The organism is Methyloversatilis thermotolerans, from assembly GCF_000372885.1.
Taxonomy (GTDB): Bacteria; Pseudomonadota; Gammaproteobacteria; order Burkholderiales; family Rhodocyclaceae; genus Methyloversatilis; species Methyloversatilis thermotolerans.
Genome location: NZ_KB889968.1, coordinates 1 through 21,577, shown reverse-complemented (window position 1 = coordinate 21,577; position 21,577 = coordinate 1). Strand labels below are relative to the sequence as shown.

General features: G+C 61.2%; 27 protein-coding genes and 1 pseudogene. 20 read left to right on the top strand and 8 right to left on the bottom strand.

What is annotated here, in order from left to right:
- Window positions 1-4 precede the first annotated feature (4 nt).
- Window positions 5-217 carry a GDCCVxC domain-containing (seleno)protein gene (locus tag A3Q7_RS0118925; protein WP_018413487.1) on the top strand — a complete coding sequence of 71 codons (213 nt, stop codon included), beginning with the start codon at window positions 5-7 and terminating at the stop codon, window positions 215-217.
- Here A3Q7_RS0118925 and modC read toward each other — a convergent pair whose 3' ends face one another.
- The 6 genes from modC to A3Q7_RS0118895 all read right to left on the bottom strand — a co-directional run bounded on the left by modC (window position 218) and on the right by A3Q7_RS0118895 (window position 4,695).
- Entirely contained in the window at window positions 218-1,285 is a 1,068-nt protein-coding gene (gene modC / locus A3Q7_RS0118920) for a molybdenum ABC transporter ATP-binding protein (protein WP_018413486.1), read from the bottom strand. It lies immediately after the preceding gene.
- Between the two features lies 1 nt (window position 1,286).
- The gene (gene modB, locus A3Q7_RS0118915; RefSeq protein ID WP_018413485.1) at window positions 1,287-1,964 is read right to left on the bottom strand and encodes a molybdate ABC transporter permease subunit; all 678 of its coding nucleotides are present in this window, start codon (window positions 1,962-1,964) and stop codon (window positions 1,287-1,289) included.
- Between the two features lie 12 nt (window positions 1,965-1,976).
- Window positions 1,977-2,780 carry a sulfite exporter TauE/SafE family protein gene (locus A3Q7_RS0118910; RefSeq protein ID WP_018413484.1) on the bottom strand — a complete coding sequence of 268 codons (804 nt, stop codon included), beginning with the start codon at window positions 2,778-2,780 and terminating at the stop codon, window positions 1,977-1,979.
- 9 nt (window positions 2,781-2,789) lie between these two features.
- Window positions 2,790-3,560, bottom strand: a complete 771-nt coding sequence (modA, locus tag A3Q7_RS0118905) for a molybdate ABC transporter substrate-binding protein (RefSeq protein ID WP_026225029.1) — start codon at window positions 3,558-3,560, stop codon at window positions 2,790-2,792.
- A 147-nt stretch (window positions 3,561-3,707) separates the two neighbouring features.
- On the bottom strand, window positions 3,708-4,067 hold the full coding sequence (locus tag A3Q7_RS0118900) for a winged helix-turn-helix domain-containing protein (RefSeq protein WP_026225028.1): 360 nt from the start codon (window positions 4,065-4,067) through the stop codon (window positions 3,708-3,710).
- A gap of 13 nt (window positions 4,068-4,080) precedes the next feature.
- Window positions 4,081-4,695, bottom strand: coding sequence for a recombinase family protein (locus A3Q7_RS0118895; protein WP_018413481.1), 615 nt, complete (start codon window positions 4,693-4,695; stop codon window positions 4,081-4,083).
- Window positions 4,696-5,103: 408 nt separating this feature from the next.
- Between A3Q7_RS0118895 and A3Q7_RS0118890 the strand changes: the two genes are divergently transcribed.
- The 16 genes and pseudogenes from A3Q7_RS0118890 (at window position 5,104) to A3Q7_RS0118815 (ending at window position 16,794) form a co-directional block, all read left to right on the top strand.
- Window positions 5,104-5,481 carry an ArsR/SmtB family transcription factor gene (locus tag A3Q7_RS0118890; RefSeq protein WP_018413480.1) on the top strand — a complete coding sequence of 126 codons (378 nt, stop codon included), beginning with the start codon at window positions 5,104-5,106 and terminating at the stop codon, window positions 5,479-5,481.
- A pseudogene (locus tag A3Q7_RS20150) lies at window positions 5,478-5,958 on the top strand (arsenate reductase ArsC). The gene A3Q7_RS0118890 and the pseudogene A3Q7_RS20150 overlap by 4 nt, the downstream one beginning before the upstream one ends.
- 24 nt (window positions 5,959-5,982) lie before the next feature.
- Window positions 5,983-6,420, top strand: a complete 438-nt coding sequence (locus A3Q7_RS0118880; protein WP_018413478.1) for a protein-tyrosine phosphatase family protein — start codon at window positions 5,983-5,985, stop codon at window positions 6,418-6,420.
- A gap of 17 nt (window positions 6,421-6,437) precedes the next feature.
- Window positions 6,438-6,797 (top strand): arsenite efflux transporter metallochaperone ArsD, encoded by a 360-nt coding sequence (gene arsD, locus A3Q7_RS0118875; protein WP_018413477.1) that lies wholly within the window; start codon window positions 6,438-6,440, stop codon window positions 6,795-6,797.
- Between the two features lie 15 nt (window positions 6,798-6,812).
- Window positions 6,813-8,585 (top strand): arsenical pump-driving ATPase, encoded by a 1,773-nt coding sequence (gene arsA, locus A3Q7_RS0118870; RefSeq protein ID WP_018413476.1) that lies wholly within the window; start codon window positions 6,813-6,815, stop codon window positions 8,583-8,585.
- Window position 8,586: 1 nt separating this feature from the next.
- Window positions 8,587-9,090: an arsenate reductase ArsC gene (locus A3Q7_RS0118865; RefSeq protein WP_018413475.1), complete on the top strand. Its 504-nt coding sequence runs from the start codon at window positions 8,587-8,589 to the stop codon at window positions 9,088-9,090.
- 64 nt (window positions 9,091-9,154) lie between these two features.
- On the top strand, window positions 9,155-10,174 hold the full coding sequence (arsB, locus tag A3Q7_RS0118860) for an ACR3 family arsenite efflux transporter (protein WP_018413474.1): 1,020 nt from the start codon (window positions 9,155-9,157) through the stop codon (window positions 10,172-10,174).
- A gap of 2 nt (window positions 10,175-10,176) precedes the next feature.
- The gene (locus A3Q7_RS0118855) at window positions 10,177-10,740 is read left to right on the top strand and encodes a sigma-70 family RNA polymerase sigma factor (RefSeq protein WP_018413473.1); all 564 of its coding nucleotides are present in this window, start codon (window positions 10,177-10,179) and stop codon (window positions 10,738-10,740) included.
- Window positions 10,741-10,824: 84 nt separating this feature from the next.
- Complete coding sequence (locus A3Q7_RS0118850; protein WP_026225026.1) at window positions 10,825-11,862, top strand: permease; 1,038 nt, start codon at window positions 10,825-10,827, stop codon at window positions 11,860-11,862.
- 10 nt (window positions 11,863-11,872) lie between these two features.
- Window positions 11,873-12,109 (top strand): thioredoxin family protein, encoded by a 237-nt coding sequence (locus tag A3Q7_RS0118845; RefSeq protein ID WP_018413471.1) that lies wholly within the window; start codon window positions 11,873-11,875, stop codon window positions 12,107-12,109.
- A gap of 11 nt (window positions 12,110-12,120) precedes the next feature.
- On the top strand, window positions 12,121-12,564 hold the full coding sequence (locus tag A3Q7_RS0118840) for a rhodanese-like domain-containing protein (RefSeq protein ID WP_018413470.1): 444 nt from the start codon (window positions 12,121-12,123) through the stop codon (window positions 12,562-12,564).
- A 4-nt stretch (window positions 12,565-12,568) separates the two neighbouring features.
- Complete coding sequence (locus tag A3Q7_RS0118835; RefSeq protein WP_018413469.1) at window positions 12,569-12,988, top strand: OsmC family protein; 420 nt, start codon at window positions 12,569-12,571, stop codon at window positions 12,986-12,988.
- A gap of 10 nt (window positions 12,989-12,998) precedes the next feature.
- On the top strand, window positions 12,999-13,247 hold the full coding sequence (locus A3Q7_RS0118830; protein WP_018413468.1) for a DUF2789 domain-containing protein: 249 nt from the start codon (window positions 12,999-13,001) through the stop codon (window positions 13,245-13,247).
- The gene (locus A3Q7_RS0118825) at window positions 13,248-14,156 is read left to right on the top strand and encodes a cation diffusion facilitator family transporter (protein ID WP_018413467.1); all 909 of its coding nucleotides are present in this window, start codon (window positions 13,248-13,250) and stop codon (window positions 14,154-14,156) included.
- Between the two features lie 284 nt (window positions 14,157-14,440).
- Window positions 14,441-15,916: a SulP family inorganic anion transporter gene (locus A3Q7_RS0118820; RefSeq protein WP_040571118.1), complete on the top strand. Its 1,476-nt coding sequence runs from the start codon at window positions 14,441-14,443 to the stop codon at window positions 15,914-15,916.
- 14 nt (window positions 15,917-15,930) lie between these two features.
- The gene (locus A3Q7_RS0118815) at window positions 15,931-16,794 is read left to right on the top strand and encodes a universal stress protein (protein ID WP_018413465.1); all 864 of its coding nucleotides are present in this window, start codon (window positions 15,931-15,933) and stop codon (window positions 16,792-16,794) included.
- Between the two features lie 122 nt (window positions 16,795-16,916).
- On the opposite strand, the gene traI is transcribed toward A3Q7_RS0118815, so the two are convergent.
- Both traI and A3Q7_RS0118805 read right to left on the bottom strand, forming a co-directional pair.
- A complete protein-coding gene (traI, locus tag A3Q7_RS0118810) occupies window positions 16,917-19,592 on the bottom strand; it encodes a TraI/MobA(P) family conjugative relaxase (RefSeq protein ID WP_018413464.1) in 2,676 nt (891 codons plus the stop codon).
- A complete protein-coding gene (locus A3Q7_RS0118805; RefSeq protein WP_026225025.1) occupies window positions 19,582-19,893 on the bottom strand; it encodes a plasmid mobilization protein in 312 nt (103 codons plus the stop codon). Before A3Q7_RS0118805 ends, traI begins: the two co-directional genes overlap by 11 nt.
- Before the next feature lie 316 nt (window positions 19,894-20,209).
- Here A3Q7_RS0118805 and A3Q7_RS0118800 point away from each other — a divergent pair, with 316 nt between their 5' ends.
- The 3 genes from A3Q7_RS0118800 to A3Q7_RS0118790 all read left to right on the top strand — a co-directional run.
- Window positions 20,210-20,566, top strand: coding sequence for a hypothetical protein (locus A3Q7_RS0118800; RefSeq protein ID WP_018413462.1), 357 nt, complete (start codon window positions 20,210-20,212; stop codon window positions 20,564-20,566).
- 12 nt (window positions 20,567-20,578) lie between these two features.
- A complete protein-coding gene (locus A3Q7_RS0118795) occupies window positions 20,579-21,262 on the top strand; it encodes a nucleotide-binding protein (protein WP_018413461.1) in 684 nt (227 codons plus the stop codon).
- Window positions 21,255-21,577 (top strand): hypothetical protein (locus A3Q7_RS0118790; protein ID WP_018413460.1); only part of this gene is annotated, 323 nt, incomplete at its 3' end. The genes A3Q7_RS0118795 and A3Q7_RS0118790, both read left to right, overlap by 8 nt.

Below are 21,577 nucleotides of genomic sequence, written 5' to 3'. Positions count from 1 at the left end.
CGCGATGAAGGCCGTCGTTCTCCAATCCGTGCTGACCTGCCCGCACTGCGGCCACGCCCAGCAGGAAACCATGCCTACGGACGCTTGCCAGTTCTTCTACGAGTGCACGGCCTGCCATGCGCTGCTGCGCCCCAAGCCCGGCGACTGCTGCGTGTTCTGCTCGTTCGGATCGGTGCCGTGTCCGCCGATTCAGCAACAGCGCGAATGCTGCGGGTAATCACTCAAGTAGCGCCACCGATTTCACCTGTACCCAGGTATCACGGCCTTGGATAATGGCCAACGCGGCAGCGGCCCGCTTGGTCAGTCGGGCCAGCAACACCGATGGCCCGACTTGGACACGCACCAGCGCCAGACCGGGGTGCTCGTCATCGCCGATGGCATCGACCTTGCCGCGCAGCACGTTCTGGATGCTGCTCACGCCCGGTTCGCTGGCCAGGCTCACATCTCGCGCCAGGACGCGCACCCGGACGCGGCGGCCGACCGATAGCCCTTGATCGCGTGCCCACAGGCTGCCGCCGTCGAAATCCACCCTCACCAGGTGCCATTTCCTGTCCACTTCGCTCACCGTGCCGTCGAGGATCGCGCCTGCGTCCTCGCCAAGCCGGATCGGCAGATCGAGGCGAGCCAGCGTTTCAGCCAGCGGGCCGCTGGCCAGCACCCGGCCGCCCTCCATCGCCACCAGGTAATCGGCCAGTCTGGCAACCTCATCGGGCGAATGGCTGACGTAGAGCACCGGAATATCCAGCTCGTCGTGCAGGCGCTCCAGGTAGGGCAGGATTTCCTGCTTGCGTTTCAAGTCGAGGGCGGCCAGCGGCTCGTCCATCAGCAGCAGACGCGGACTGACAGCGAGCGCACGGGCGATGCCCACCCGCTGCCGCTCGCCGCCAGACAGGCGATCCGGCTTGCGGTCGAGCAGGTGCCCGATGCCCAGCAGCTCGATGGCGTGGTCGAGGCTGACGCGCTGGGCCTCGCTGTTGCGCTTCATGCCGTAACGTAGGTTGCCCATCACCGTCAGGTGGGCGAACAGGCTGGCCTCCTGGAACACATAGCCGATTGGCCGCTTGTGGGTCGGTACCCAGCGTCCGGCGTCCTGCCACAGTTCGCCATCGACGGCGAGCCGCCCTTGCGGCGCTCGTTCCAGACCGGCGATGCAGCGCAGCAGCGTGGTCTTGCCGGAACCGGAATGGCCGAACAGGGCGGTCACGCCGCGTCCAGGCAGCTTGAGATCCACGTCGAGGGAGAAACCCGGCCAGTCGAGCCGGAAACACGCATCGATGCCCGCCATCTCAGCCCCCCTTCTTTGGGTTGGGCCGCCAGGCATACAGGGCCAGCAAAACCAGGAAGGAGAAGAGCAGCATCACCGCCGCGAGGCGGTGCGCCTGCATGTACTCCAGCGCTTCCACATGGTCGTAAATCTGCACCGAGGCGACGCGTGTGGCGCCCGGCAGGTTGCCGCCGATCATCAACACCACGCCGAACTCGCCCACCGTATGGGCGAAGGTCAGGATCGAAGCGGTCAGGAAGCCCGGCGCGGCCAGCGGCACCGCCACCGTGAAGAAGGCATCGAGCGGCGAGGCCCGCAGCGTGGCGGCCACTTCCAGCGGCCGGTCGCCCACGGCCTCGAAGGCCGTTTGCAGCGGTTGCACCATGAAGGGCAGCGAGTAGAACACCGAGGCGATGACCAGACCCCAGAAAGTGAAGGGCAGCGGCCCGATGCCCAGCGCTTGCGTGAGCTGGCCCACCGGGCCGTTCGGCCCCATCGCCAGCAGGAGATAGAAGCCCAGCACCGAGGGCGGCAGTACCAGTGGCAAGGCCACGACCGCGCCGATGGGGCCTTTCCACCAGGTCTTGGTGCGGGCCAGCCACCAGGCGATGGGGGTGCCCACCAGCAGCAGGATTAAGGTGACGATGCCCGCCAAGCGCACGGTCAGCCAGAGGGCTTGCAGATCGCTATCGGTCAGCATGTCCTCTCCCGTTTAATGCGCGTGCTGGAAGGTCTTGACGGCCGAGACCATCAGGACGACACCGAGCAGCCCCATCAGAGCGCCGGTCGGCACCAGGCCGAGCAGCAGGCCGCCGATGGCCGCGCCCAGAATCGAGCCGCCCACCATCCAGCCCATCAGTGGCCTTTCCTCGCGCAGCACCTGGAAAGCGTCGGCGCGGGTGTAACGGGCGAAGCCGACGATCATGGTCGGCAGGCTGACCATCAGCGACAGGCTGCCCGCGAGCTTGATGTCTAGGCCGTAGAGCAACACGATGGACGGAATCAGCAGCTCGCCACCGGCCACGCCCAGCAACGCGGCCACCATGCCAATGCCCAGACCGGCGAGCAGTCCGGCCACAAAGCGCAGCGGCCCGGCCTCGATCAGCGGCGCACTGCCCTCGTGCATACCGGCCCAGGCTTCCGAGAGCATGACGACGGACAAGCCGACCAGCAGCACCAGGATGATGCGGTTAAGCCACTGGCGCGACAGGGTGATGGCATGGCCTGCCGCCCACCAGGCTCCGACGAGACTGCCCGCGAGCAGGTTCAGCACTACGTCGAGGTGATCGGCCAGCGTGCCCGGTGCAATCGTGCCGCCCCGGAACAGCAGCGCAGCGGCGACCACGACCAGGCTCATGGCCTTGTTGAGAATGACAGCTTCCAGCGTGCCGAGACGGAACACGCCGACCAGCACCGGCAGGCGGAATTCGGCCCCACCGAGGCCGATCAGACCGCCGAGCGTGCCGATCAAAGAACCGGCGACGAAGCCTTGGCGATTGCGAGCGGGCGCGTTCATGGTCGCGCCCTACTTGCCGGTGGCTTCGCCCGGCAGGACGAAACCGTATTGGGTCATCACGGCCCGCGCCGGTTTGCTGCCCATGTAGTCAGCAAAACGCTTGGCCAGGGTACTGCCAGCGGCCCGCTTGGTAATGATGAAACCCTGCTCCAACGGCTCGTGCAGCTTGTCCGGGATCAGCCAGTAGCCGCCCTTGCTGGCCAGCTCGGGATTGACTGCCAGGGCCAGGGCGATGATGCCGACCTGGGCATTGCCGGTCTGCACGAACTGAGCAGTGTGGGCGATGTTCTCGCCATAGACCAGCTTCGGCTCGACCTTTTCCCATAGCCCGGCAGCGCGCAGGGCTTCCTCGGCGCGCTTGCCGTAGGGCGCGTGCTTGGGGTTGGCGATGGCGATGCGGGCGATCTTGGGGTCGGTCAGGCTGGCCAGCGTCATCTTGCGGGCATCCATGCTCGCGCTCCACAGCACGATGCGGCCGAAGGCATAGGGCTTGACCTCGGAGGCAGCGAAGCCCGCCTTCACCAGCTCGCGCGGAAAACCGATGTCGGCCGAGAAATACAGATCATAGGGCGCACCCTGCTGAATCTGCGTGTGGAACTTGCCCGACGAGCCGTAGATGACTTCCACCTCGTCGGCCGGATTGGCCTTCTTGAAGGTGGCGGCGATTTCGTCCATCACGAATTTCAGGTCGGCCGCCGCCGCGACGGTGACTTTTTCAGCATGGGCCGTGGCCGCGAACAGCAGCGAGCAGGCGAGCAGCAAGGGGCGTAGGCGTTTCATGGGCAGGTTCCTTTTCATCGGGTCAAGGCACAAATGAACCCACCGCAGTTGCCTTTGTCGGGTTCGCCACATCGTTAAGTCAAAAAAGACATAACGGTAAGCATACAGCAGCATCCATGCCAAGCCATAACCGAAATCAAGAACGGATCAGTTCGCCAGGTCGCGCAGGGCTTGCAGTTCCTTGCCCGCGCTGGCGTTGAGACTGGCTTCCAGGGCGTCGTAGCGCGCGATGAGCTGCTGTCCCAGAGTTGTCAGAGATGCGCCACCACCGCCTTTGCCACCCGTGGCGGTTGCGACAACCGGGCGGCCAAATCCTTCATTGAGGGAGTCGATCAGCAACCAGGCGCGCTTGTAGGGCAAGCCAAGCGAGCGGGCCGCTGCCGCGATAGAACGTGTCTCGCCCACGGCTCGTAGCAGATCAATCTTGCCGGGGCCGATGGCGATTCCATCGCCGATGTAGATACGTGGGCGCACGAGGACGGCGCATGGCGGGTTCGGGGAGGTCATATGTCAGCGCCGTTCAAGTCTTGGCCAGCAGCTTCTGCCCATCGGGCCGCAATTCACCCTTGGGTGAGAGGTGCCGGTACAGCGTCTGCCGGGTGATGCCGAGTTCCTGGCACAGGTCGCCGACCTTGGTTTCCGGCTGCCCCATCGCCGCCATCGCCAGCCGCAGCTTGGCCGCCGTCATCTTGAAGGGCCGCCCGCCTTTCCGGCCACGCGCACGCGCCGAGGCCAGCCCGGCCACGGTGCGCTCGGCGATCAGCTCGCGCTCGAACTCGGCCAGCGCGGCGAAAATGCCAAAGACCAGCTTGCCAGCGGCGGTCGTGGTGTCGATGGCAGCGCCGTGGCCGGTCAGCACCTTGAGACCGACGCCGCGTCCGGTCAGATCGTGCACGGTGTTGATCAGGTGGCGCAGGTCGCGCCCGAGCCGATCCAGCTTCCATACCACCAGCGTGTCGCCTTCTCGCAGCGCCTTCAGACAGGCCGCGAGGCCGGGGCGATCCTCGCGCTTGCCTGACGCCTGGTCCTCATAGAGGTGGGCCGGTTCGACGCCGGCTGCAATCAGCGCGTCGCGCTGCAAGTCGGTGGCTTGGGAGCCGTCCGCTTTCGATACCCGCATGTAGGCGATCAACATCTCGCACCTGTCACATATACGTTCGATTATGTGACAGTGTGCACCGGAACATGCCGGGCGTCAAAAGTTGTCACTTAACCCGTCATTTAGTCTATGACATGCAAACGTCTATTCAGGCTCGTGAGGTGACATGAATTCTGGAGGAATGCTCACTTTGGCCGCACAGGAACACGGCTCCGTGCAGCGGGATTCGGGCAATCCAGGCCCCTGGTTTTTCGTGCATAGAACTGCTGATACCTTCCTTGCAGAAGTCCACTGCACATGTGGCGTCCAACCCAATGAACTGGTGCAGTCGCCTTCTGAAAATGACATTTCGAGCCGCACAGAAGATGTCTTACAAACCTCCGTTTAATTGACAGTCATAAAAACGTCATTTTGTTATTTCAACTATTGTTGTATTATTCAAGCATGGAAAAGAACACAGCCACCACGATCTTTGAATCGCTGTCATCCGGCCTGCGGCTGGATGTGTACCGGCTTCTCGTGCGCAAGGGCACAGAAGGGATGGTTGCGGGCGAGATCGCTTCAACCCTCGATGTGCCGCCGACCAACCTGTCGTTCCACCTCAAGGCACTGACACAGGCCGGGATGCTCACCGTCGAGGCGGAAGGGCGCTTCCAGCGTTACCGGGCCAACCTCCCGCTGATGCTGGACTTGATCGCCTACCTGACCGAAGAGTGCTGCTCAGGGCACCCCGAACAGTGCGCCGACATGCGCGCTGCCTCCAAGTGTCCGGACGCTGTGCTGCCACCCTTTTCTTCAACTCCACAGACATCCGAAAAATGAACATCCTGTTTCTATGTACCGGCAACTCGTGCCGCTCAATCCTCGGTGAAGCCACCTTCAACCACCTTGCCCCGGCAGGGTGGAAAGCCATGAGCGCGGGCAGTCAGCCCACTGGTCAAGTCCATCCTCGCTCGCTGGCACTGCTGGCACGTGAGGGCATCTCGACCGAGGGCTGCCACAGCAAGTCGTGGGACAACCTGCCCACTACGCCCGACATCGTGATCACGGTTTGCTCCAGCGCTGCTGGAGCAAACCTGCCCAGCCTATTTGGGGCCAGTTCTGCGCACCCACTGGGGCGTCGAAGACCCCGCCCACGCCACAGGCACCGATGAGGAAATCGACGCGGCCTTCATGACGGCATACCGCATTCTGCGCGCGCGTATCGAAGCCTTCCTCGCGCTGCCGCTGGCCGACTTGCAGCAAGACAAGGCCAAGCTCAAGGCAGAGCTTGATCGCATCGGCACATTGCTGGCCTGAAACTGAGAGAAGGTCAAGCTACCGATGCAAAAGCAATATCACGAGCTGATCGCGGGCCGCATCTACTTCGGCGGAGCCAACGACATTCAACAAATCGCCGATGAAGAACACATCGACGTGGTGGTGGACTTGCGCGAAGAGTCCACGGGCTGCGCGGCGTCGAACCCCGCCCTGATCTGGCAGCAAATCCCGCTCGGCGACAACGCCGACCAGCCACAAGCGCCCCTGTTCAAAGACGCCATTCAAGCGGTCGTATCAGCCTACCGCGATGGCAAAAAAGTGGCCTTCCACTGCGGCGGCGGGAAGGGCCGGACAGGCACCGTGGCCGCTGGCGTCCTGTTGGAGCTTGGCTTGTGCCGCACACTCGACGAAGCAGCGGCGGCGGCCAAGGCGATTCGCCCCGTCGTCAACATCAAGCCTGATCAGCGCGAGGCGCTGCTTCAGTTGTATCCCAATGCCTGAACTTGGAGGACCCCATCATGGCAACCATTCAGATTTTTGACCCTGCACTGTGTTGCAGCACAGGCGTGTGCGGCGTTGAAGTTGACCAAGCGCTGGTGAGCTTCGCGGCCGATGTGGACTGGGCCAAACAAAACGGCGCACAGCTTGAACGATTCAATCTGGCAGGGCAGCCGCTCGCCTTCGCCGAGAACGCGACAGTCAAAGCATTCCTGGAGCGCTCCGGGCAAGAAGCGCTGCCCCTGATTCTGGTGGACGGCGAAGTCGCCTTGGCTGGCCGCTACCCCAACCGCACCGAGCTGGCTCGCTGGGCAGGCATCGCAACTGCGAACGCTACACAGCCGCAAGGTGGTTGCTGCTCCGGCAGCCGCTGCTGCTGAGCGGAGGAATTGTCCATGCAGTTCCTCAATCAGCCTCCGCGCTACCTTTTTTTCACGGGCAAGGGTGGAGTCGGCAAGACCTCCATCGCCTGCGCTACGGCGGTACAACTCGCATCGGAGGGCAAGCGCGTCCTGCTTGTCAGCACCGACCCTGCATCGAACGTGGGGCAAGTGTTTGGGGAAAGCATCGGCAACCACATCACGGCGATCCCCGCCGTGCCCAAGCTCTGGGCACTCGAAATTGATCCGCAGGCAGCGGCGCAAGCCTATCGGGATCGCATCGTCGGCCCAGTGCGGGGCGTCCTGCCTGAATCGGTTGTCAAAGGGATCGAGGAACAGCTTTCCGGCGCTTGCACCACCGAGATCGCGGCCTTTGATGAGTTCACTGCCCTGCTGATCGATTCGACGTTGACCGCAGATTTTGAGCACATCATCTTCGACACGGCCCCCACGGGCCACACGATCCGCCTGCTCCAACTGCCCGGTGCGTGGAGCGGCTTCCTCGAAGAAGGCAAAGGTGATGCGTCCTGCCTCGGGCCGCTGGCCGGGCTGGAAAAGCAGCGTACCCAGTACAAGTCCGCTGTTGACGCCTTGGCTGACCCTCAACGCACCCGCTTGATTCTGGTCGCCCGCGCGCAGCGCACCACCCTTCGGGAAGTAGCGCGCACGCACGAAGAGCTGGCTGCCATCGGACTGTCTCAGCAGTACCTCGTTGTCAATGGCGTTCTTCCAGCCAGCGAAGCCGCGCACGATGAGCTGGCCGCAGCGATCCATCAACGCGAGCAAGGTGCCCTTATGGCTATGCCAGACGTGCTCCAGGCGCTGCCCCGGGATCAGATTGACCTGAAACCATTCAACTTGGTCGGACTCGACGCCTTGCGTCACTTGCTGGTGGCCACCACCAGCGGGAGCGCCGCAAGCTCCATCGAGCTCCCTGCCGAGCTCGACGCACCCAGCTTGTCCTCCTTGGTTGATGACATTGCGGTCGATGGGCATGGCTTGGTCATGCTCATGGGCAAGGGCGGCGTCGGCAAAACCACCTTGGCGGCCGCCGTTGCCGTGGAGCTGGCTCAACGAGGATTGCCCGTCCATCTGACGACCTCCGATCCGGCCGCCCATCTGTCGGAGACCTTGGAAGGCTCGCTGCCTAACCTGACCGTCAGCCGTATTGATCCTCACACGGAAACTGAACGCTATCGCCAGCACGTACTGGATACCAAGGGTGCCCAGCTCGACGCCGAAGGGCGCGCCCTGCTGGAAGAGGACTTGCGCTCCCCTTGCACCGAGGAGATCGCGGTCTTTCAAGCCTTCTCTCGCATCATTCGAGAGGCTGGCAAGAAGTTCGTGATCATGGATACCGCACCCACCGGGCACACGCTGCTGCTGCTGGATGCCACGGGGGCCTATCACCGCGAAGTGACCCGGCAGATGGGCAACACAGGCCTGCACTACACGACACCGATGATGCAGTTGCAAGACCCGAAACAGACCAAGGTGCTCATCGCCACGCTGGCCGAAACCACCCCTGTCTTGGAGGCGGCCAACCTGCAATCCGACCTGCGCCGAGCGGGCATCGAACCGTGGGCATGGATCGTCAACAACAGCGTCACAGCCGCCCGCCCTGACTCTTTGTTGCTGCGCCAACGCGCCTTCAACGAACTGAAGGAAATCGACTCGGTAGCCACACACCATGCCAAGCGCTTTGCCGTTGTCCCCCTCTTGAAGAACGAGCCGGTCGGCGTGGATCGGCTGCGCCACTTGGCACATCACCTCACTGAGGAAGCCTGACATGGAAAACAAAATCTACAACGTGCTGTTCATCTGCACCGGAAACTCTGCCCGCAGCATCATGGCGGAAGTCATCATGAACCACCTTGGGCAAGAGCGCTTCAAGGCGTACAGCGCGGGAAGCCATCCTCGCGGTGAGGTACATCCGATGACCTTGGAAGTGCTATCTAAGCAGTGCTACGACTTGGGTGGCCTGCGCAGCAAAAGCTGGACGGAATTCGCCGAGCCGGATGCGCCGCAGATGGACTTCATCATGACCGTGTGCGATCAGGCGGCAGGCGAAGCCTGCCCGGCGTGGCCCGGCCAACCGATCACCGCGCACTGGGGCTTTGCTGACCCCACCAAGGTCGAAGGCGATCATGAACAGCAGCTCAAGGCATTTGCCGCTGCCCAGTTCCAAATTGCCAATCGAATCCGGCTTTTCATGAGCCTGCCTATTGAAAAAATTGACCGCATGTCGCTGCAAACCAAGCTCCGTGAGCTGGGGCAGCAGCGTGATGCATAAAAAGGAGATCACCGCTTTGTCTGCACAATGTGAAGCCACACTGAAAAAGTCGGCAGGTCTGCCGATGAGCGTCTTTGAGCGCTACCTGACCGTCTGGGTCTTCCTCTGCATCGTCATTGGCATTGCCCTCGGCCAATTTTTCCCGGCAGCGTTCCAGTCCATCGGCCGCATGGAGATCGCGCAGGTGAATCTCCCGGTGGGCCTGCTGATCTGGGTGATGATCATCCCGATGCTGGTCAAGGTGGACTTCGGCGCACTTCACGAAGTGCGCCAACACGTCCGGGGGATCGGGGTCACGCTGTTCGTCAACTGGCTGGTCAAGCCGTTCTCGATGGCATTCCTCGGATGGTTCTTCATTCGCAACCTGTTTGCGCCCATGCTCCCCCCTGACCAGCTCGACAGCTACATCGCCGGGCTGATCCTGCTGGCCGCTGCACCATGCACGGCAATGGTGTTCGTGTGGAGCCGACTGACCAATGGCGATCCACTGTTCACGTTGTCGCAAGTCGCTCTGAACGACAGCATCATGGTGATAGCCTTTGCGCCGCTGGTGGGTTTCCTGCTGGGCATCTCAGCCATCACAGTGCCTTGGGACACGTTGATCACATCCGTCGTGCTGTACATCGTGATCCCCGTCATCCTGGCCCAGATCCTGCGCAAGCAGCTTCTGGCTAAAGGTCAGGATGCGTTTGACGCAGCCATGGCAAGGATCGGACCCTGGTCGATCACAGCCCTGTTGGCGACCCTCGTTTTGCTGTTCGCCTTTCAAGGCGAGGCCATTCTGAAGCAGCCGCTGGTCATCGCACTGCTGGCTGTGCCAATTTTGATTCAGGTGTTCTTCAACTCGGCATTGGCGTACTGGCTCAACCGCTTGGTCGGCGAGAAGCACAACGTCGCTTGCCCTTCGGCCTTGATTGGCGCATCCAACTTCTTCGAGCTGGCCGTCGCAGCAGCGATCAGCTTGTTCGGCTTCCACTCCGGTGCGGCGCTAGCCACCGTGGTCGGCGTGCTGATTGAGGTGCCGGTGATGCTGCTGGTCGTGCGCGTGGTGAATGCCTCCAAACCCTGGTACGAGGCTCGATAAAGATGGCAGAAAGCAACGCTTTTGAGTGCGTCTTGCGTGCCTGGGAAGCGCACGAACGAGCGTTGCTTGCCTTCTTGATCCTTCGCGCCCCAGACCGCCATGCCGCCGAAGACTTGCTGCAGGAAGTCTTCCTCAAAGCGATGCGTCAAGGCAAAGACTTCTGTTCACTGGAAAACCCAAGGGCGTGGCTGTTCCAGGTGGCCCGTAATGCCATGATCGATGCAGCCCGCCTGGTCAAGCCCCATAACGAACTGTCGGATGAATTGGCCGAAACGTTGGCCGCTGCCCCTGCTTCAGAGCGGGTGCCAGTCGATGAACTGGATGCGTGTGTGGAGCGGAACCTTCCTGCGCTCGAAGCCGAAGACCGACACATCATCGAAGCCTGTGACCTTCAAGGGCAGACCGTGCGGGCTTATGCAGAAGCCAACCAGCTCACCCTGGCCGCCGCAAAGTCCCGCCTGCTGCGCGCCAGAAAGCGGCTCCGGGATACCCTGGTGATGAACTGCCAGATCAGATTCGACGACACCGGGCAGGTGTGCTGCCACACGCCTCGCCCTTCTGCCTGAATCCTTTTGCCGATTCATTCGTCTTCTTTGTAGATCGTTCAGCACAGGCCGACGCCTCGCTGAAGAACGCAACGGAGAAGACCAATGACTGCCCTCGCCATGCGCTGGACTCAGCGCAATCCGACCCTGTTCCTGATTGTGGCCGCCCTGCTGTGGTGGGGCCTGTACCAATCGCTGATACCCGCCTCTGAAGCGCTGGTGGCTGCATTGCCGATAGCGCGCGACAGCCATTTGGGCGGTGCGCTGCAATTTTTCTTCTACGACACCCCCAAGGTCTTGCTGTTGCTGACCGGCGTGGTGTTCGTTATGGGCATGGTCAACAGCTACTTCACGCCCGAGCGCACGCGCGCGCTGTTGGCAGGGCGCACCGAAGGCGTAGCCAACGTGATGGCCGCCACGCTGGGTATCGTCACCCCGTTCTGTTCCTGCTCGGCCGTGCCGCTGTTCATCGGCTTCGTGCAGGCGGGTGTGCCGCTGGGCGTCACCTTCTCGTTCCTGATCTCCGCACCCATGGTCAATGAGGTGGCATTGGCACTGTTGTTCGGGATGTTTGGCTGGAAGATCGCCGCGCTGTACCTGGGCCTGGGCCTGTCGGTCGCCATCGTGGCGGGCTGGATCATCGGCCGTCTGAAGATGGAGGCGCACCTGGAAGACTGGGTGCGCGACATGTCAAAGATGTCGGCGGGATTTGAAGCCGCTGAGATGACCTTGGCTGACCGGGTGCAGGCAGGTTTCGCTTCGGTGCACGAGATCGTGGGCAAGGTCTGGCCTTACATCCTGGCCGGTATCGCCATCGGCGCCGGTATCCACGGCTGGGTGCCCGAGGACTTCATGGCCAGCTTCATGGGCAAGGATGCCTGGTGGTCGGTGCCGCTGGCGGTGCTGATCGGCGTGCCCATGTACACCAATGCGGCTGGGGTGATTCCCATCGTGCAGGCCCTGCTAGCCAAAGGTGCTGCGCTGGGCACGGTGCTGGCTTTCATGATGAGCGTGATCGCACTATCGCTGCCTGAGATGGTGATCCTGCGCAAGGTGCTGAAAATCCGCCTGATCGCCACCTTCATTGGTGTGGTTGCGACCGGCATCCTGATCGTGGGCTTTGTTCTCAATTGGGTTTTGTGAGGAGATTGAGATGAAAGAGATCAAGGTTCTTGGCACGGGCTGCGCCAACTGCAAAAGCACCATCGCGCTGATCGACCAGGTGGCGAAAGCCAAGGGCGTCGAAGTCAAGCTGGAAAAAGTGGAAGAGCTACGCGACATCATGGGCTACGGCTTCATGTCCACACCGGGCGTGGTGATCGATGGCAAGGTGGTGCACGCGGGTGGCGTGCCCGGCCGCGACAAGATCGAACAGTGGCTGACGGCCTGAAGGAGCGAGTGATGAACGACCACACCACGCTGGAAGAAGCCAAGCAAGTCTGCCCGACGACAACGCGTCGTTTGGTGAGCGAGGGCGCTTTACTTCTCGATGTGCGCGAACGCACCGAAGTGGCAAGTCTCGCCTTCGATGCACCTGCCATCGTGAACATTCCGCTGTTCGAACTGGAGCAGCGCTGGAGTGAATTACCCAAGGATCGCGAGATCGTGCTGGTCTGCGAGAGTGGCGAACGAAGCCTCAAGGCCACGTACTACCTGCAGTTCCAGGGATTTACCCACGTGAGCAACATGGAAGGTGGGCTGCTCAAGTGGATGCGCAAGGGCTTCCCGGTCATTGGCAAACGTTACGAGGCGCCTGCCGCTGCGGCCACGTCTTCGTGCTGTGGTGGCCCCGCGTCGGTGGCATCGTCCGCAGGCTGCTGCGCACCATCTTCGACGAAGGAGTAGCGGCATGAGCGACACCCCGGTCAAGATGCGATTTCATGTCGAAGCGCGCCGCATCGATGCCCACGGCAGCGAGGCCACATGCAAATTGGCGCGCATCACGCTCGACACCGACTTGGGCGGCAATCCTCAGGCCTTCAACCCGGCCGAGCTGCTGCTGGCAGCGTTATCCGCCTGCATGATCAAGGGCATTGAGCGTGTGGTGCCCATCCTCAAGTTCGAGTTGCGCGGTGTGCAGGTGATTGTGGAGGGTGTGCGCCAGGACGTGCCGCCCAAGATGGAAAGTATCCGCTACGAAATCATCGTGGACACCGATGAGCCTGACCGACGCCTTGAACTGCTGCACGACAATGTAAAAAAGTACGGCACCGTGTTCAACACGGTGGCACCGGGCACCGATCTCTCAGGCGTCATGCGCCGGGCGTAAGGAGTTCAACATGGAGTTTGCCATTCACCACTTTCATGAGCTGTTTGCCCAGTTGGGTCTGCCGAACCATCAGAACGAGATTGAACAGTTCCTTGCCGCACATCGGACACTCGGGCCGGACATCGCCTTGCCCGATGCGCCATTTTGGACCCCTGCGCAATCGAACTTTCTTCGTGAGGCCCTGCAGCAGGATTCCGATTGGGCGGAACTGGTCGATCAACTCAATCAGGCACTTCGCATCCCACAAGGGCGCGCCTGAATGAGTCACGACCATAGCCATGCACCCGCCGGTTTTAGCAAGGCATTTGCCGTCGGCATTGCGCTGAACCTGGCCTTTGTCGGCGTCGAAGCCTTTTATGGCTGGAAGGTCAATTCCTTGGCCTTGTTGGCCGATGCCGGTCACAACCTGAGCGATGTGGCCGGTCTGGTACTCGCATGGGGTGGCGTGTTGGCGGGCAAGCTGCAGCCTAACCCGCGTCACACCTACGGCTGGAGGAAGGGCAGCATCCTCGCTGCCTTTGCCAATGCCTTGCTCTTGCTTGTGGCGATGGGCGCGCTCGGCTGGGAAGCAATCGGACGCCTGATGTCACCGGACGTGTCGACTAGCCAAGAAGGTACGACGATCATGGCGGTGGCAGGCGTGGGTATCCTCATCAATTCTGCGACAGCCCTGCTGTTCATGCGCGGCCGCGATACCGACCTGAACATCCGGGGGGCTTTCCTGCACATGGCAGCGGATGCGTTGGTATCTGCCGGAGTGGTGGTGGCTGGCGCGCTTACCTTGTGGATGGGATTGCACTGGCTGGACGCCGTGGTCAGTCTGCTGATCGCAGCCGTCATCGTCTGGGGCACTTGGAGTCTGTTCAAGCAGTCTTTACACCTTCTCTTTGATGGTGTTCCAGACGACATCGACCCGCAGGCGGTGCATGATTATCTGGCCAAGCTGGACGGTGTGCAGGCAGTGCATGATCTGCACATTTGGGCGCTTGACACAACCCAAACAGCGATGACTGCGCACTTGGTGATGCCGACTTGGCAGCAAGACGATTTGTTTTTGAAAGGCATCGCTGATTCGTTGCACGAGCGCTTTGAGATCACGCATTCCACGATACAAGTCGTTCGGGAACCTTTCACGACACCTTGTCGCAGCTGGGGCACCAAACAATGACACAGACTTCTCGCCTTGCTGCGCCGCCGCAAAACAGATAAAATAGCTCCCCCCAAAGAACCAGCAAGCACCTATCGGAGTTCCTACCCGTGTAAGCCTCTTTCTCGCTGCGAGCCAGCTTCAAACACTTTCCACGCTCGCACGAGGCTGCACGTCCGATTCACTGCGTCTTGCTGGCCCCGGATCACTCGGGGTTCGTTCTCTATTCCGCTGGCCGGGAAGACGCGCTTGCGTCCGCCCCAACTGCCACCACTGGCTGGCAACCACAACGGAATAGAAGAATGATGAAATCCTTACGCCAGGACTGGCTTTCCAATGTCCGAAACGACCTACTAGCGGGCATCGTCGTCGCGCTAGCACTGATCCCCGAAGCCATCGCCTTCTCGATCATCGCGGGTGTCGATCCCAAGGTCGGCCTCTACGCTTCCTTCAGTATCGCCACCATCATCGCGTTCGCGGGTGGTCGCCCCGGCATGATCTCCGGCGCAACCGGCGCAATGGCCTTGGTCATGGTCACGCTGGTCAAAGATCATGGCCTGCAATACCTGCTGGCCGCCACCGTGCTGACCGGCGTGCTTCAGATCATTGCGGGCTGGCTCAAGCTTGGTACCCTGATGCGCTTCGTCTCACGCTCCGTCATCACCGGCTTCGTCAATGCGCTGGCCATCCTGATCTTCATGGCGCAGTTGCCCGAGTTGACCAATGTGACGTGGCACGTCTATGCCATGACGGCGGCAGGCCTCGGCATCATCTACGGCTTCCCCTACATCACCAAGGCCGTGCCGTCGCCGCTGGTCGCCATCGTTGTGCTGACCGGCGTCGCGATCTTCCTCGGCCTCGACATTCGCACCGTGGGCGACATGGGCAAGCTGCCAGACAGTCTGCCGGTGTTCCTGCTGCCTGATGTGCCGCTGAATCTCGAAACACTCAAGATCATCTTCCCGGTATCGGCCACCCTGGCGGTCGTCGGCCTGCTGGAATCCATGATGACGGCCTCCATCGTTGATGATCTGACCGACTCCAACAGCAACAAGAACCGCGAATGCGTGGGTCAGGGTGTCGCGAACATCGCAACCGGCTTCCTTGGCGGCATGGCAGGCTGCGCCATGATCGGCCAGTCGGTCATTAACGTGAAGTCCGGTGGCCGTGGCCGCCTCTCCACGCTGGCCGCTGGCGTGTTCCTGTTGCTGATGGTGGTGTTCATCGGCGACTGGGTGGCTCGCATTCCGATGGCTGCCCTGGTCGCGGTGATGATCATGGTATCCATCGGCACCTTCAACTGGGCCTCGATCCGCAACCTGCGCGAGCACCCTAAAAGCTCCAGCGTGGTGATGCTGGCCACCGTGGTGGTGACGGTCGGCACCCACGACTTGGCCAAGGGCGTACTGGTTGGAGTGTTGCTGTCGGGGTTCTTTTTTGCACACAAGGTGGGCCATATTCTGCGTGTCACCTCCCGCACCGAGGACGAAGGCCGCGTGCGCACCTACACCATCACCGGCCAAGTGTTCTTCGCTTCGGCAGATCGCTTCATCAATGCCTTCGACTACAAGGAAGTCATTGAGAAAGTGCGCATCGACGTGAGCCGTGCCCACTTCTGGGACATCACCGCCGTCAGCGCACTGGACAAGGTGGTCATCAAGTTCCGCCGTGAAGCCACCGAGGTAGAGGTCATCGGTCTGAACGAAGCCAGCACCACGATGGTGGACAAGTTCGCCGTACATGACAAAGACGGTGCCGACGACATGCTGATGGGCCACTGAGAGGAAACAGGATCATGAAAGACGAAAACAAAGTACTGGCCTGCGTTGATCAATCCCACTTCGCCGATTACGTGGCTGACTACGCCGCATGGGCCGCCCGACGCATGGATGCGCCGCTGGAATTCCTGCACGTCATCGACCGCCATCCCGAGTTGGGATCGGGCGAGGATCACAGCGGGGCCATCGGCATCGACGCTCAAGAAAACCTGCTGACCAAGCTATCCGCCGAGGACGAGGCCCGCACCAAGGATGCCCGCGAGCGGGGTCGCATCTTCCTCAACCGACTGCGTGAGCGGGCCACCGCATCCGGGGTCGAACGGGTCGATGTTCGCCAGCGGCACGGAGAACTGGAGGAAACGCTTGCAGAACAAGCAGAGCGCGTGCGCTTGCTGGTCTTGGGTCGCCGTGGAGAAGCCGCCGAAACGACCCAACGCGACCTCGGCCGGAACGTCGAGCGCGTCGTGCGCGCCCTGCATAAGCCGATCCTGACCGTGACAGATGGCTTCAAGGAGCCGCAGCGCGTGATGATTGCCTTTGATGGCGGCAATGTGACTCGGCGTGGCGTAGAGATGGTCGCTAGCAGCCCGCTGTTCCAGGGCCTGCCGATCTATCTGTTGATGGCTGGCAAAGAAAGTCAGGATGCACCCAAGCAGCTTGATTGGGCCAAAACCACCTTGCAAGCGGCTGGCTTCAACGTCACCGCATCGCTGATCCACGGCGATGCGGAAAGCATCATTGCCAAGACGGTGAAAGAGCAGTCCATCGACATGCTGATCATGGGTGCGTTCGGACACTCACCGCTGCGCAGCCTGCTGTTTGGCAGCAAGACCACAGACCTGTTGCGCTCATCGACCATTCCCACGCTCTTGCTACGGTAGCGAAAGAGTTGCCTCAATGAGCATGGAGCAGTTCGTTGAGGCAATCCATTCGACCCAGCCGTGAAGCTTATTTGATCGTCACTCGGGTGTTTACCTGTGCCTAGCACACAAGGCTGCAGAAGTTATCGACTTATCCCCGGTGAGTTGTCGCGCTCGATGTTCTGCGCCTTAGCCTGCTCCTGCTGCCGTTGCGGCTCGCGACCCTCCAGCTTCTCCCACTGCTGGCGGTACTTGCCAAGCTCGGCGGCTTGGTGGTCGCATGCGGCGCTGTAGGCATAACGGGCGGTGCGCTGCGCGTAGTCGTTCCAGTCGCGGCCTTCGTCCTTCTGCCGGGTGGCCGGGGCGCACTGGCAGATAGCGCCCTCGATGGCAGCCTGATCGTGGCCGGTGACGCGCATCCGCACGGCAATCATGGAATCCACGCGGGACAAGTCCACTTCGCCGCCCCGCTGCCGCTTGAGCACGTCGCGGTAATGCCGCTGATAGGCGTCGATCGCGCTGCCGCTGGCCGCTGCAAGCTCCAAGGCGGGCTTGGCCTTGGCTAGCGTCGGCTGCTGCGCCTGCGCCTTCAAGGCGGCTTGCCGCTGATACTCGGCGTCGATCTGGCTGGACAGGGCCAGCGCCTTGACGCACTCGCGGCGCTCGGCCTTGAGCAAGCGCACTTGGGGATAGCTGCCGTCCTGGCGCTGGTGCTTGGGCTTGCGGTTTTCATAGCCCGGTGCGCGGTGCGGGTGAATGGCTCCCGATAGCTTGGGGTCGCCGTATTCGCGGTTCAGGGCATCGCTTAGGCGGTTGCCCACGTCCTTATCGTAAGGCGTCCCCAGTTTCGGCACGGTGATGATGGCCTGATAGTTGCCGGGGCTGGATTCCAGCACGGCGGCGGGCTGGTAGCCGTCCTTGATAAGCCGTTCCAGCTTCTCCCGGTTCATGTCGTCGATCAGGATGTGATGCTTCGTGTCCGATAGCGGCGTGTAGTAGAGGTTTTCGCCCCGGCGCTGTAAGCGCTGCATCTCCGGCGTGCGCTGCGCGATCTCCTGCGGCGTAAAGCCCCGCGTGATGCCGTCCTTCTTGTCTAGGATGAAGGTTTGCTTGGTGCCATCCTCGCGCATCTTGATGCTTGTCACCCGGTAACGCTCCGCGCCTACCGCTTCCGCATACCGCTCAAACTGCTTTAGCTGCTCCGATTTCATCGCCTGCGCCCTCTCCTGCTGTATCCGCTGCCGCTCCTGCTGGATGCTCTCCTGTAGCTCCGGGTTCGTGATCTTGAAGCCGTGTTCGGCTGCTAACTTCACGCACATGGCCTTGTATTCATCGTTCCCTGTCACGGTGAAGCTGCCCCACTTCTGCGCCGATAGTTGCAAGGCGGCAAGGGTGCTGTCCCGGTTGCGCCAGTCGTGAATGTCGATGCTCTTGCCCTTGTCCACGAAAGACACACCCCGCCCCGCCCCGCCTTCGTCGCGGCGGCTGTAATGCACCTGCTGGCCCACGATCTCCGGGGCATAGGCGCGGATGTCTCGCGGCGTCGGTGGCTCGCTGCGGTCGCCCTCGATGCGCTGCGGCTCGCTGGCCCGGTGCCGCCACTGCTCGGCAAGCTCCGGGCTGCGCTGCATCCGCTGCCACTGCTCCAGGTCGGGATAAGGGCGAAACTGCTGCCGGTGCTGCTCGCGCTCTTTCTGGTGCTTCTCCTTCAAGGCCGCCTTCTCTGCCGCCTGCTCGGCGGCAATCACGCTGCGCATGGCGTTGAGCACTTCGCCTTTGCCCTTCCAGTTGCCGCGCATGAGTTCATCGCGGCGGGCCTGCTGCTGCTCCTGCAATGCTTTGCGCTCCTGCTCGTGCCGCTTGTCCATCGCCAGCTTGGCAGCGTTCTTCTCGGCGTAGTGCGCTTTGCGCCCGGTGATGTAGTCCTTCCATCCCGGCACGTCTGGCTTGATCGGCTCCGGCTCCCGCTGTGCTACCTGCTGCCGTTGTGGTGCAGGCTGGTATTCACCTAGCCGCTTCTGCATCTTGGCAAGGCTGACGTTGCGGTCTACGTCGCTCGCCTTCACGCCAACATCCCCGACAAACACGGTCGCCCCGCTGCCGGTTTTCTCGTAGCGCATCCCCTTGGCTGCTAACTCCCGGTGCAACTGCTCCCACGTCTGCGCCTGCTTGATGATGGCTGCGCCGTCCTCGATGGCGATACGATGGGCTGACTTCTCCCCGGTGCGATTCTCCATGTCACGCTTCTTCTGGTCGGGCTGGCGTGGCTTGTCCGGGTCGTAGGGCGCTCGTCCTAGCTCGCCATTCTCCAACACCTGATAGCGCCCGTTCTGCTCACGCTGCCAGCCTTGGGCGTGCTCAATCTTGGCGATGGCGCGATGGGCTAGCTCAATGTCGAAACCACGGTTGATTTCAACGATCTTGAGCGTTTCAGGATGCACACGGTTGATGGCAATGTGCAGATGAATGTTGTCCGTGTCCTTGTGCAGACCGTAGATAGCTTGATGGTCTTTCCACCCCAGTTCATCCATGAAGATGCTTACCGCTTCCTCCACCTGCTCCGGGCTTGGCTGCTCGCCCTCTCGCCAACTCATGATGTAGTGGTTCACAGGGTTTTTGCTGCGCACGGATTCCGCAGCAAGCGCGACCATCTCCTCCCGCTGCGCGGCGTGGCTGTCGCAGAGGAAGCCGCGCCCGTTGGCATACAGCACTTTCTCATCCGGGTTCTGGTTGTGCGGCTCGCGGATGTAGTCGGCCAAGTCGCGGATGCTCGCAGCCTTGTTCTTGACCTTGGAGCTTGGCACCTTCTTAACGATCATGGCTCAACTTCTCGATGTAGGCTTTGAGTGCCACCAGCGCCCCGGCGGTGTCCTTGCTGTACACGCCTCCGCTCTCGTTGTGGATGTGCTTGAGCAATCCACCGATGCGCCGTAGCTCTTTGAGCATCACGGCGTCGGCGTTGGCAACGATGGGCCTGCCGAAGTAGCGGCGGCGGACAAGCTCGGACATGCTCAACCCGGCAAGGTCGGCGTCCTCCTTCAAGCGGGTCTTCTCCGCTGCGGTCAGCCGCACATTGATAACGGCGTCCAGCGGTTCCGGCCCCTGCGTCTCAAATGGCATCGTGTCGTGTCTCCTTCTCGCCGGGGGGCGGCGGGGGTGTGTCTTGGACAGCAAGAAGCGAAGCGCCGCGCTGGCCGGGGTCAAGGGGCTTGCCCCTTGCAGGATGAGCCAGACCGTGAGAAGCGAAGCACCGAATGGGCAGGCGGGGATTGGCAGGAACATGGCCCCCGGCCATGTGTATGACAATCCGCATCCTGTTACGCTCTGCTGCTCTACTATCGTTCACGCAGTCTAAGGCCATCGTGTGCACTTTGCAACAAGCACGAAAGGCGCTATGCTGTCAACTCCTCATCAAGTGAGCAAAGGAGTTAGCAACATGAAGTACACGACAGAGCAACTGGAGGCTATCGCTGCGAAGCTGCGAGAGATGCCGCCTGTAGAGAAGAAGAAGCAGGAACATAGCAAGCAGGAAGCCGTGCGCATCCTCTCTAAAGAGATCGCCTCTTTGCAAAAGCGCGGATACACGCTTGACCAGATTTCGGAAACGCTGCGCGGTGAAGGCTTGAGCATCGCAACGCCGACACTCAAAAGCTACTTGCAGAGAGCAAAGCCAGCGAAAAAAGCCCCGGCGCAAGCGCCGGGAGGCACACCCCCGCCCCGCCCCGCCAATAAGAAGCCTGCGGATACATCCAAGGCGACATTCACCCCGAAACCCGACAGCGACGACATTTAAGGAGTTAGCAGCATGGCAAAGAGCATTTACCTGATCGGCGGCAGCAAAGGCGGTGTAGGAAAGTCGCTTGTCACGATGGCAACCGTTGATTACCTGCAAGAGCGTGGCGAAAGCGTCTTGCTGATTGAATCGGATACATCTAACCCGGATGTATGGAAAGCATACAAAGACGAAGTAGAAACGGAGCTTATCAATCTTGACGAGGCGGACGGATGGATTCATCTAGTGAACCTGTGCGATAGCAAGCCGGATAGCTTCGTGGTAATCAACACGGCAGCACGGAATAACAAGGGCGTGAGTGCATACGGTGAAACGCTCAATAGCACGTTGGCTGAACTCAAGCGGAATCTGGTCACGCTTTGGGTGATTAACCGTCAGCGGGATAGCCTCGAACTACTCAAGGACTACATGGATGCCATCCCGAATGCGGATGTGCATGTGGTACGCAATGGAAACTTTGGAGAAGAAAAAAAGTTCGAGCTTTACAACGGCTCCAAGCTGCGCACGGCGGTAGAAGAACGCGGCGGGAAGTCGGTGACATTCCCAGACATGGCCGACCGTGTGAGCGATGACATTTACAGCAAGCGCATGAGCATTGCGGTAGCACTCAAGGAATTGCCGATTGGCAACCGTGCGGAGCTTACCCGGTGGCGCAATGAAGCTAAAAAGGTATTGGAGTCCGTAGTCCATGAGTGACCTAGACGACAGCTTTGCAAAGCTGCTCGGCAGGCAACCCAGTGACGCGGAGCGGCAAAGTCTTTACCGGGTGCGGGATGCGCTCGGTCTGAAAAACAATGATGCGCTGTGGCTGGTACTCATGGCCTTGCAGCACTACCAAGGCCAGTATGAGAAGTTCCCACAAGCAATAGCACAAGCGGCCAAAGATACCTTGGTCAATTTCAAGATAACGGCGGATGCAACCGTGAAAGCATCAGCGGAAGCGGCCAAGGCGGATTTGGCGCAAGCAGTAGCAACAGCGGCGCAAGAGGTCGCGCACAACACATCGGCAAA

Excerpts from the sequence above, each read along its gene's own strand:
- traI (WP_018413464.1), bottom strand. The coding sequence starts at position 19,592 with ATGATCGTTAAGAAGGTGCCAAGCTCCAAGGTCAAGAACAAGGCTGCG.
- modB (WP_018413485.1), bottom strand. The coding sequence starts at position 1,964 with ATGCTGACCGATAGCGATCTGCAAGCCCTCTGGCTGACCGTGCGCTTG.
- A3Q7_RS0118830 (WP_018413468.1), top strand. The coding sequence starts at position 12,999 with ATGGAGTTTGCCATTCACCACTTTCATGAGCTGTTTGCCCAGTTGGGT.
- A3Q7_RS0118880 (WP_018413478.1), top strand. The coding sequence starts at position 5,983 with ATGCAAAAGCAATATCACGAGCTGATCGCGGGCCGCATCTACTTCGGC.
- A3Q7_RS0118890 (WP_018413480.1), top strand. The coding sequence starts at position 5,104 with ATGGAAAAGAACACAGCCACCACGATCTTTGAATCGCTGTCATCCGGC.
- modC (WP_018413486.1), bottom strand. The coding sequence starts at position 1,285 with ATGGCGGGCATCGATGCGTGTTTCCGGCTCGACTGGCCGGGTTTCTCC.
- A3Q7_RS0118820 (WP_040571118.1), top strand. The coding sequence starts at position 14,441 with ATGAAATCCTTACGCCAGGACTGGCTTTCCAATGTCCGAAACGACCTA.
- A3Q7_RS0118815 (WP_018413465.1), top strand. The coding sequence starts at position 15,931 with ATGAAAGACGAAAACAAAGTACTGGCCTGCGTTGATCAATCCCACTTC.
- A3Q7_RS0118845 (WP_018413471.1), top strand. The coding sequence starts at position 11,873 with ATGAAAGAGATCAAGGTTCTTGGCACGGGCTGCGCCAACTGCAAAAGC.
- A3Q7_RS0118850 (WP_026225026.1), top strand. The coding sequence starts at position 10,825 with ATGACTGCCCTCGCCATGCGCTGGACTCAGCGCAATCCGACCCTGTTC.
- modA (WP_026225029.1), bottom strand. The coding sequence starts at position 3,560 with ATGAAACGCCTACGCCCCTTGCTGCTCGCCTGCTCGCTGCTGTTCGCG.
- A3Q7_RS0118800 (WP_018413462.1), top strand. The coding sequence starts at position 20,210 with ATGAAGTACACGACAGAGCAACTGGAGGCTATCGCTGCGAAGCTGCGA.
- A3Q7_RS0118795 (WP_018413461.1), top strand. The coding sequence starts at position 20,579 with ATGGCAAAGAGCATTTACCTGATCGGCGGCAGCAAAGGCGGTGTAGGA.
- arsA (WP_018413476.1), top strand. The coding sequence starts at position 6,813 with ATGCAGTTCCTCAATCAGCCTCCGCGCTACCTTTTTTTCACGGGCAAG.
- A3Q7_RS0118925 (WP_018413487.1), top strand. The coding sequence starts at position 5 with ATGAAGGCCGTCGTTCTCCAATCCGTGCTGACCTGCCCGCACTGCGGC.
- A3Q7_RS0118900 (WP_026225028.1), bottom strand. The coding sequence starts at position 4,067 with ATGACCTCCCCGAACCCGCCATGCGCCGTCCTCGTGCGCCCACGTATC.
- arsD (WP_018413477.1), top strand. The coding sequence starts at position 6,438 with ATGGCAACCATTCAGATTTTTGACCCTGCACTGTGTTGCAGCACAGGC.
- A3Q7_RS0118865 (WP_018413475.1), top strand. The coding sequence starts at position 8,587 with ATGGAAAACAAAATCTACAACGTGCTGTTCATCTGCACCGGAAACTCT.
- A3Q7_RS0118805 (WP_026225025.1), bottom strand. The coding sequence starts at position 19,893 with ATGCCATTTGAGACGCAGGGGCCGGAACCGCTGGACGCCGTTATCAAT.
- A3Q7_RS0118840 (WP_018413470.1), top strand. The coding sequence starts at position 12,121 with ATGAACGACCACACCACGCTGGAAGAAGCCAAGCAAGTCTGCCCGACG.
- A3Q7_RS0118825 (WP_018413467.1), top strand. The coding sequence starts at position 13,248 with ATGAGTCACGACCATAGCCATGCACCCGCCGGTTTTAGCAAGGCATTT.
- A3Q7_RS0118895 (WP_018413481.1), bottom strand. The coding sequence starts at position 4,695 with ATGTTGATCGCCTACATGCGGGTATCGAAAGCGGACGGCTCCCAAGCC.
- A3Q7_RS0118835 (WP_018413469.1), top strand. The coding sequence starts at position 12,569 with ATGAGCGACACCCCGGTCAAGATGCGATTTCATGTCGAAGCGCGCCGC.
- A3Q7_RS0118855 (WP_018413473.1), top strand. The coding sequence starts at position 10,177 with ATGGCAGAAAGCAACGCTTTTGAGTGCGTCTTGCGTGCCTGGGAAGCG.
- A3Q7_RS0118910 (WP_018413484.1), bottom strand. The coding sequence starts at position 2,780 with ATGAACGCGCCCGCTCGCAATCGCCAAGGCTTCGTCGCCGGTTCTTTG.
- arsB (WP_018413474.1), top strand. The coding sequence starts at position 9,155 with ATGAGCGTCTTTGAGCGCTACCTGACCGTCTGGGTCTTCCTCTGCATC.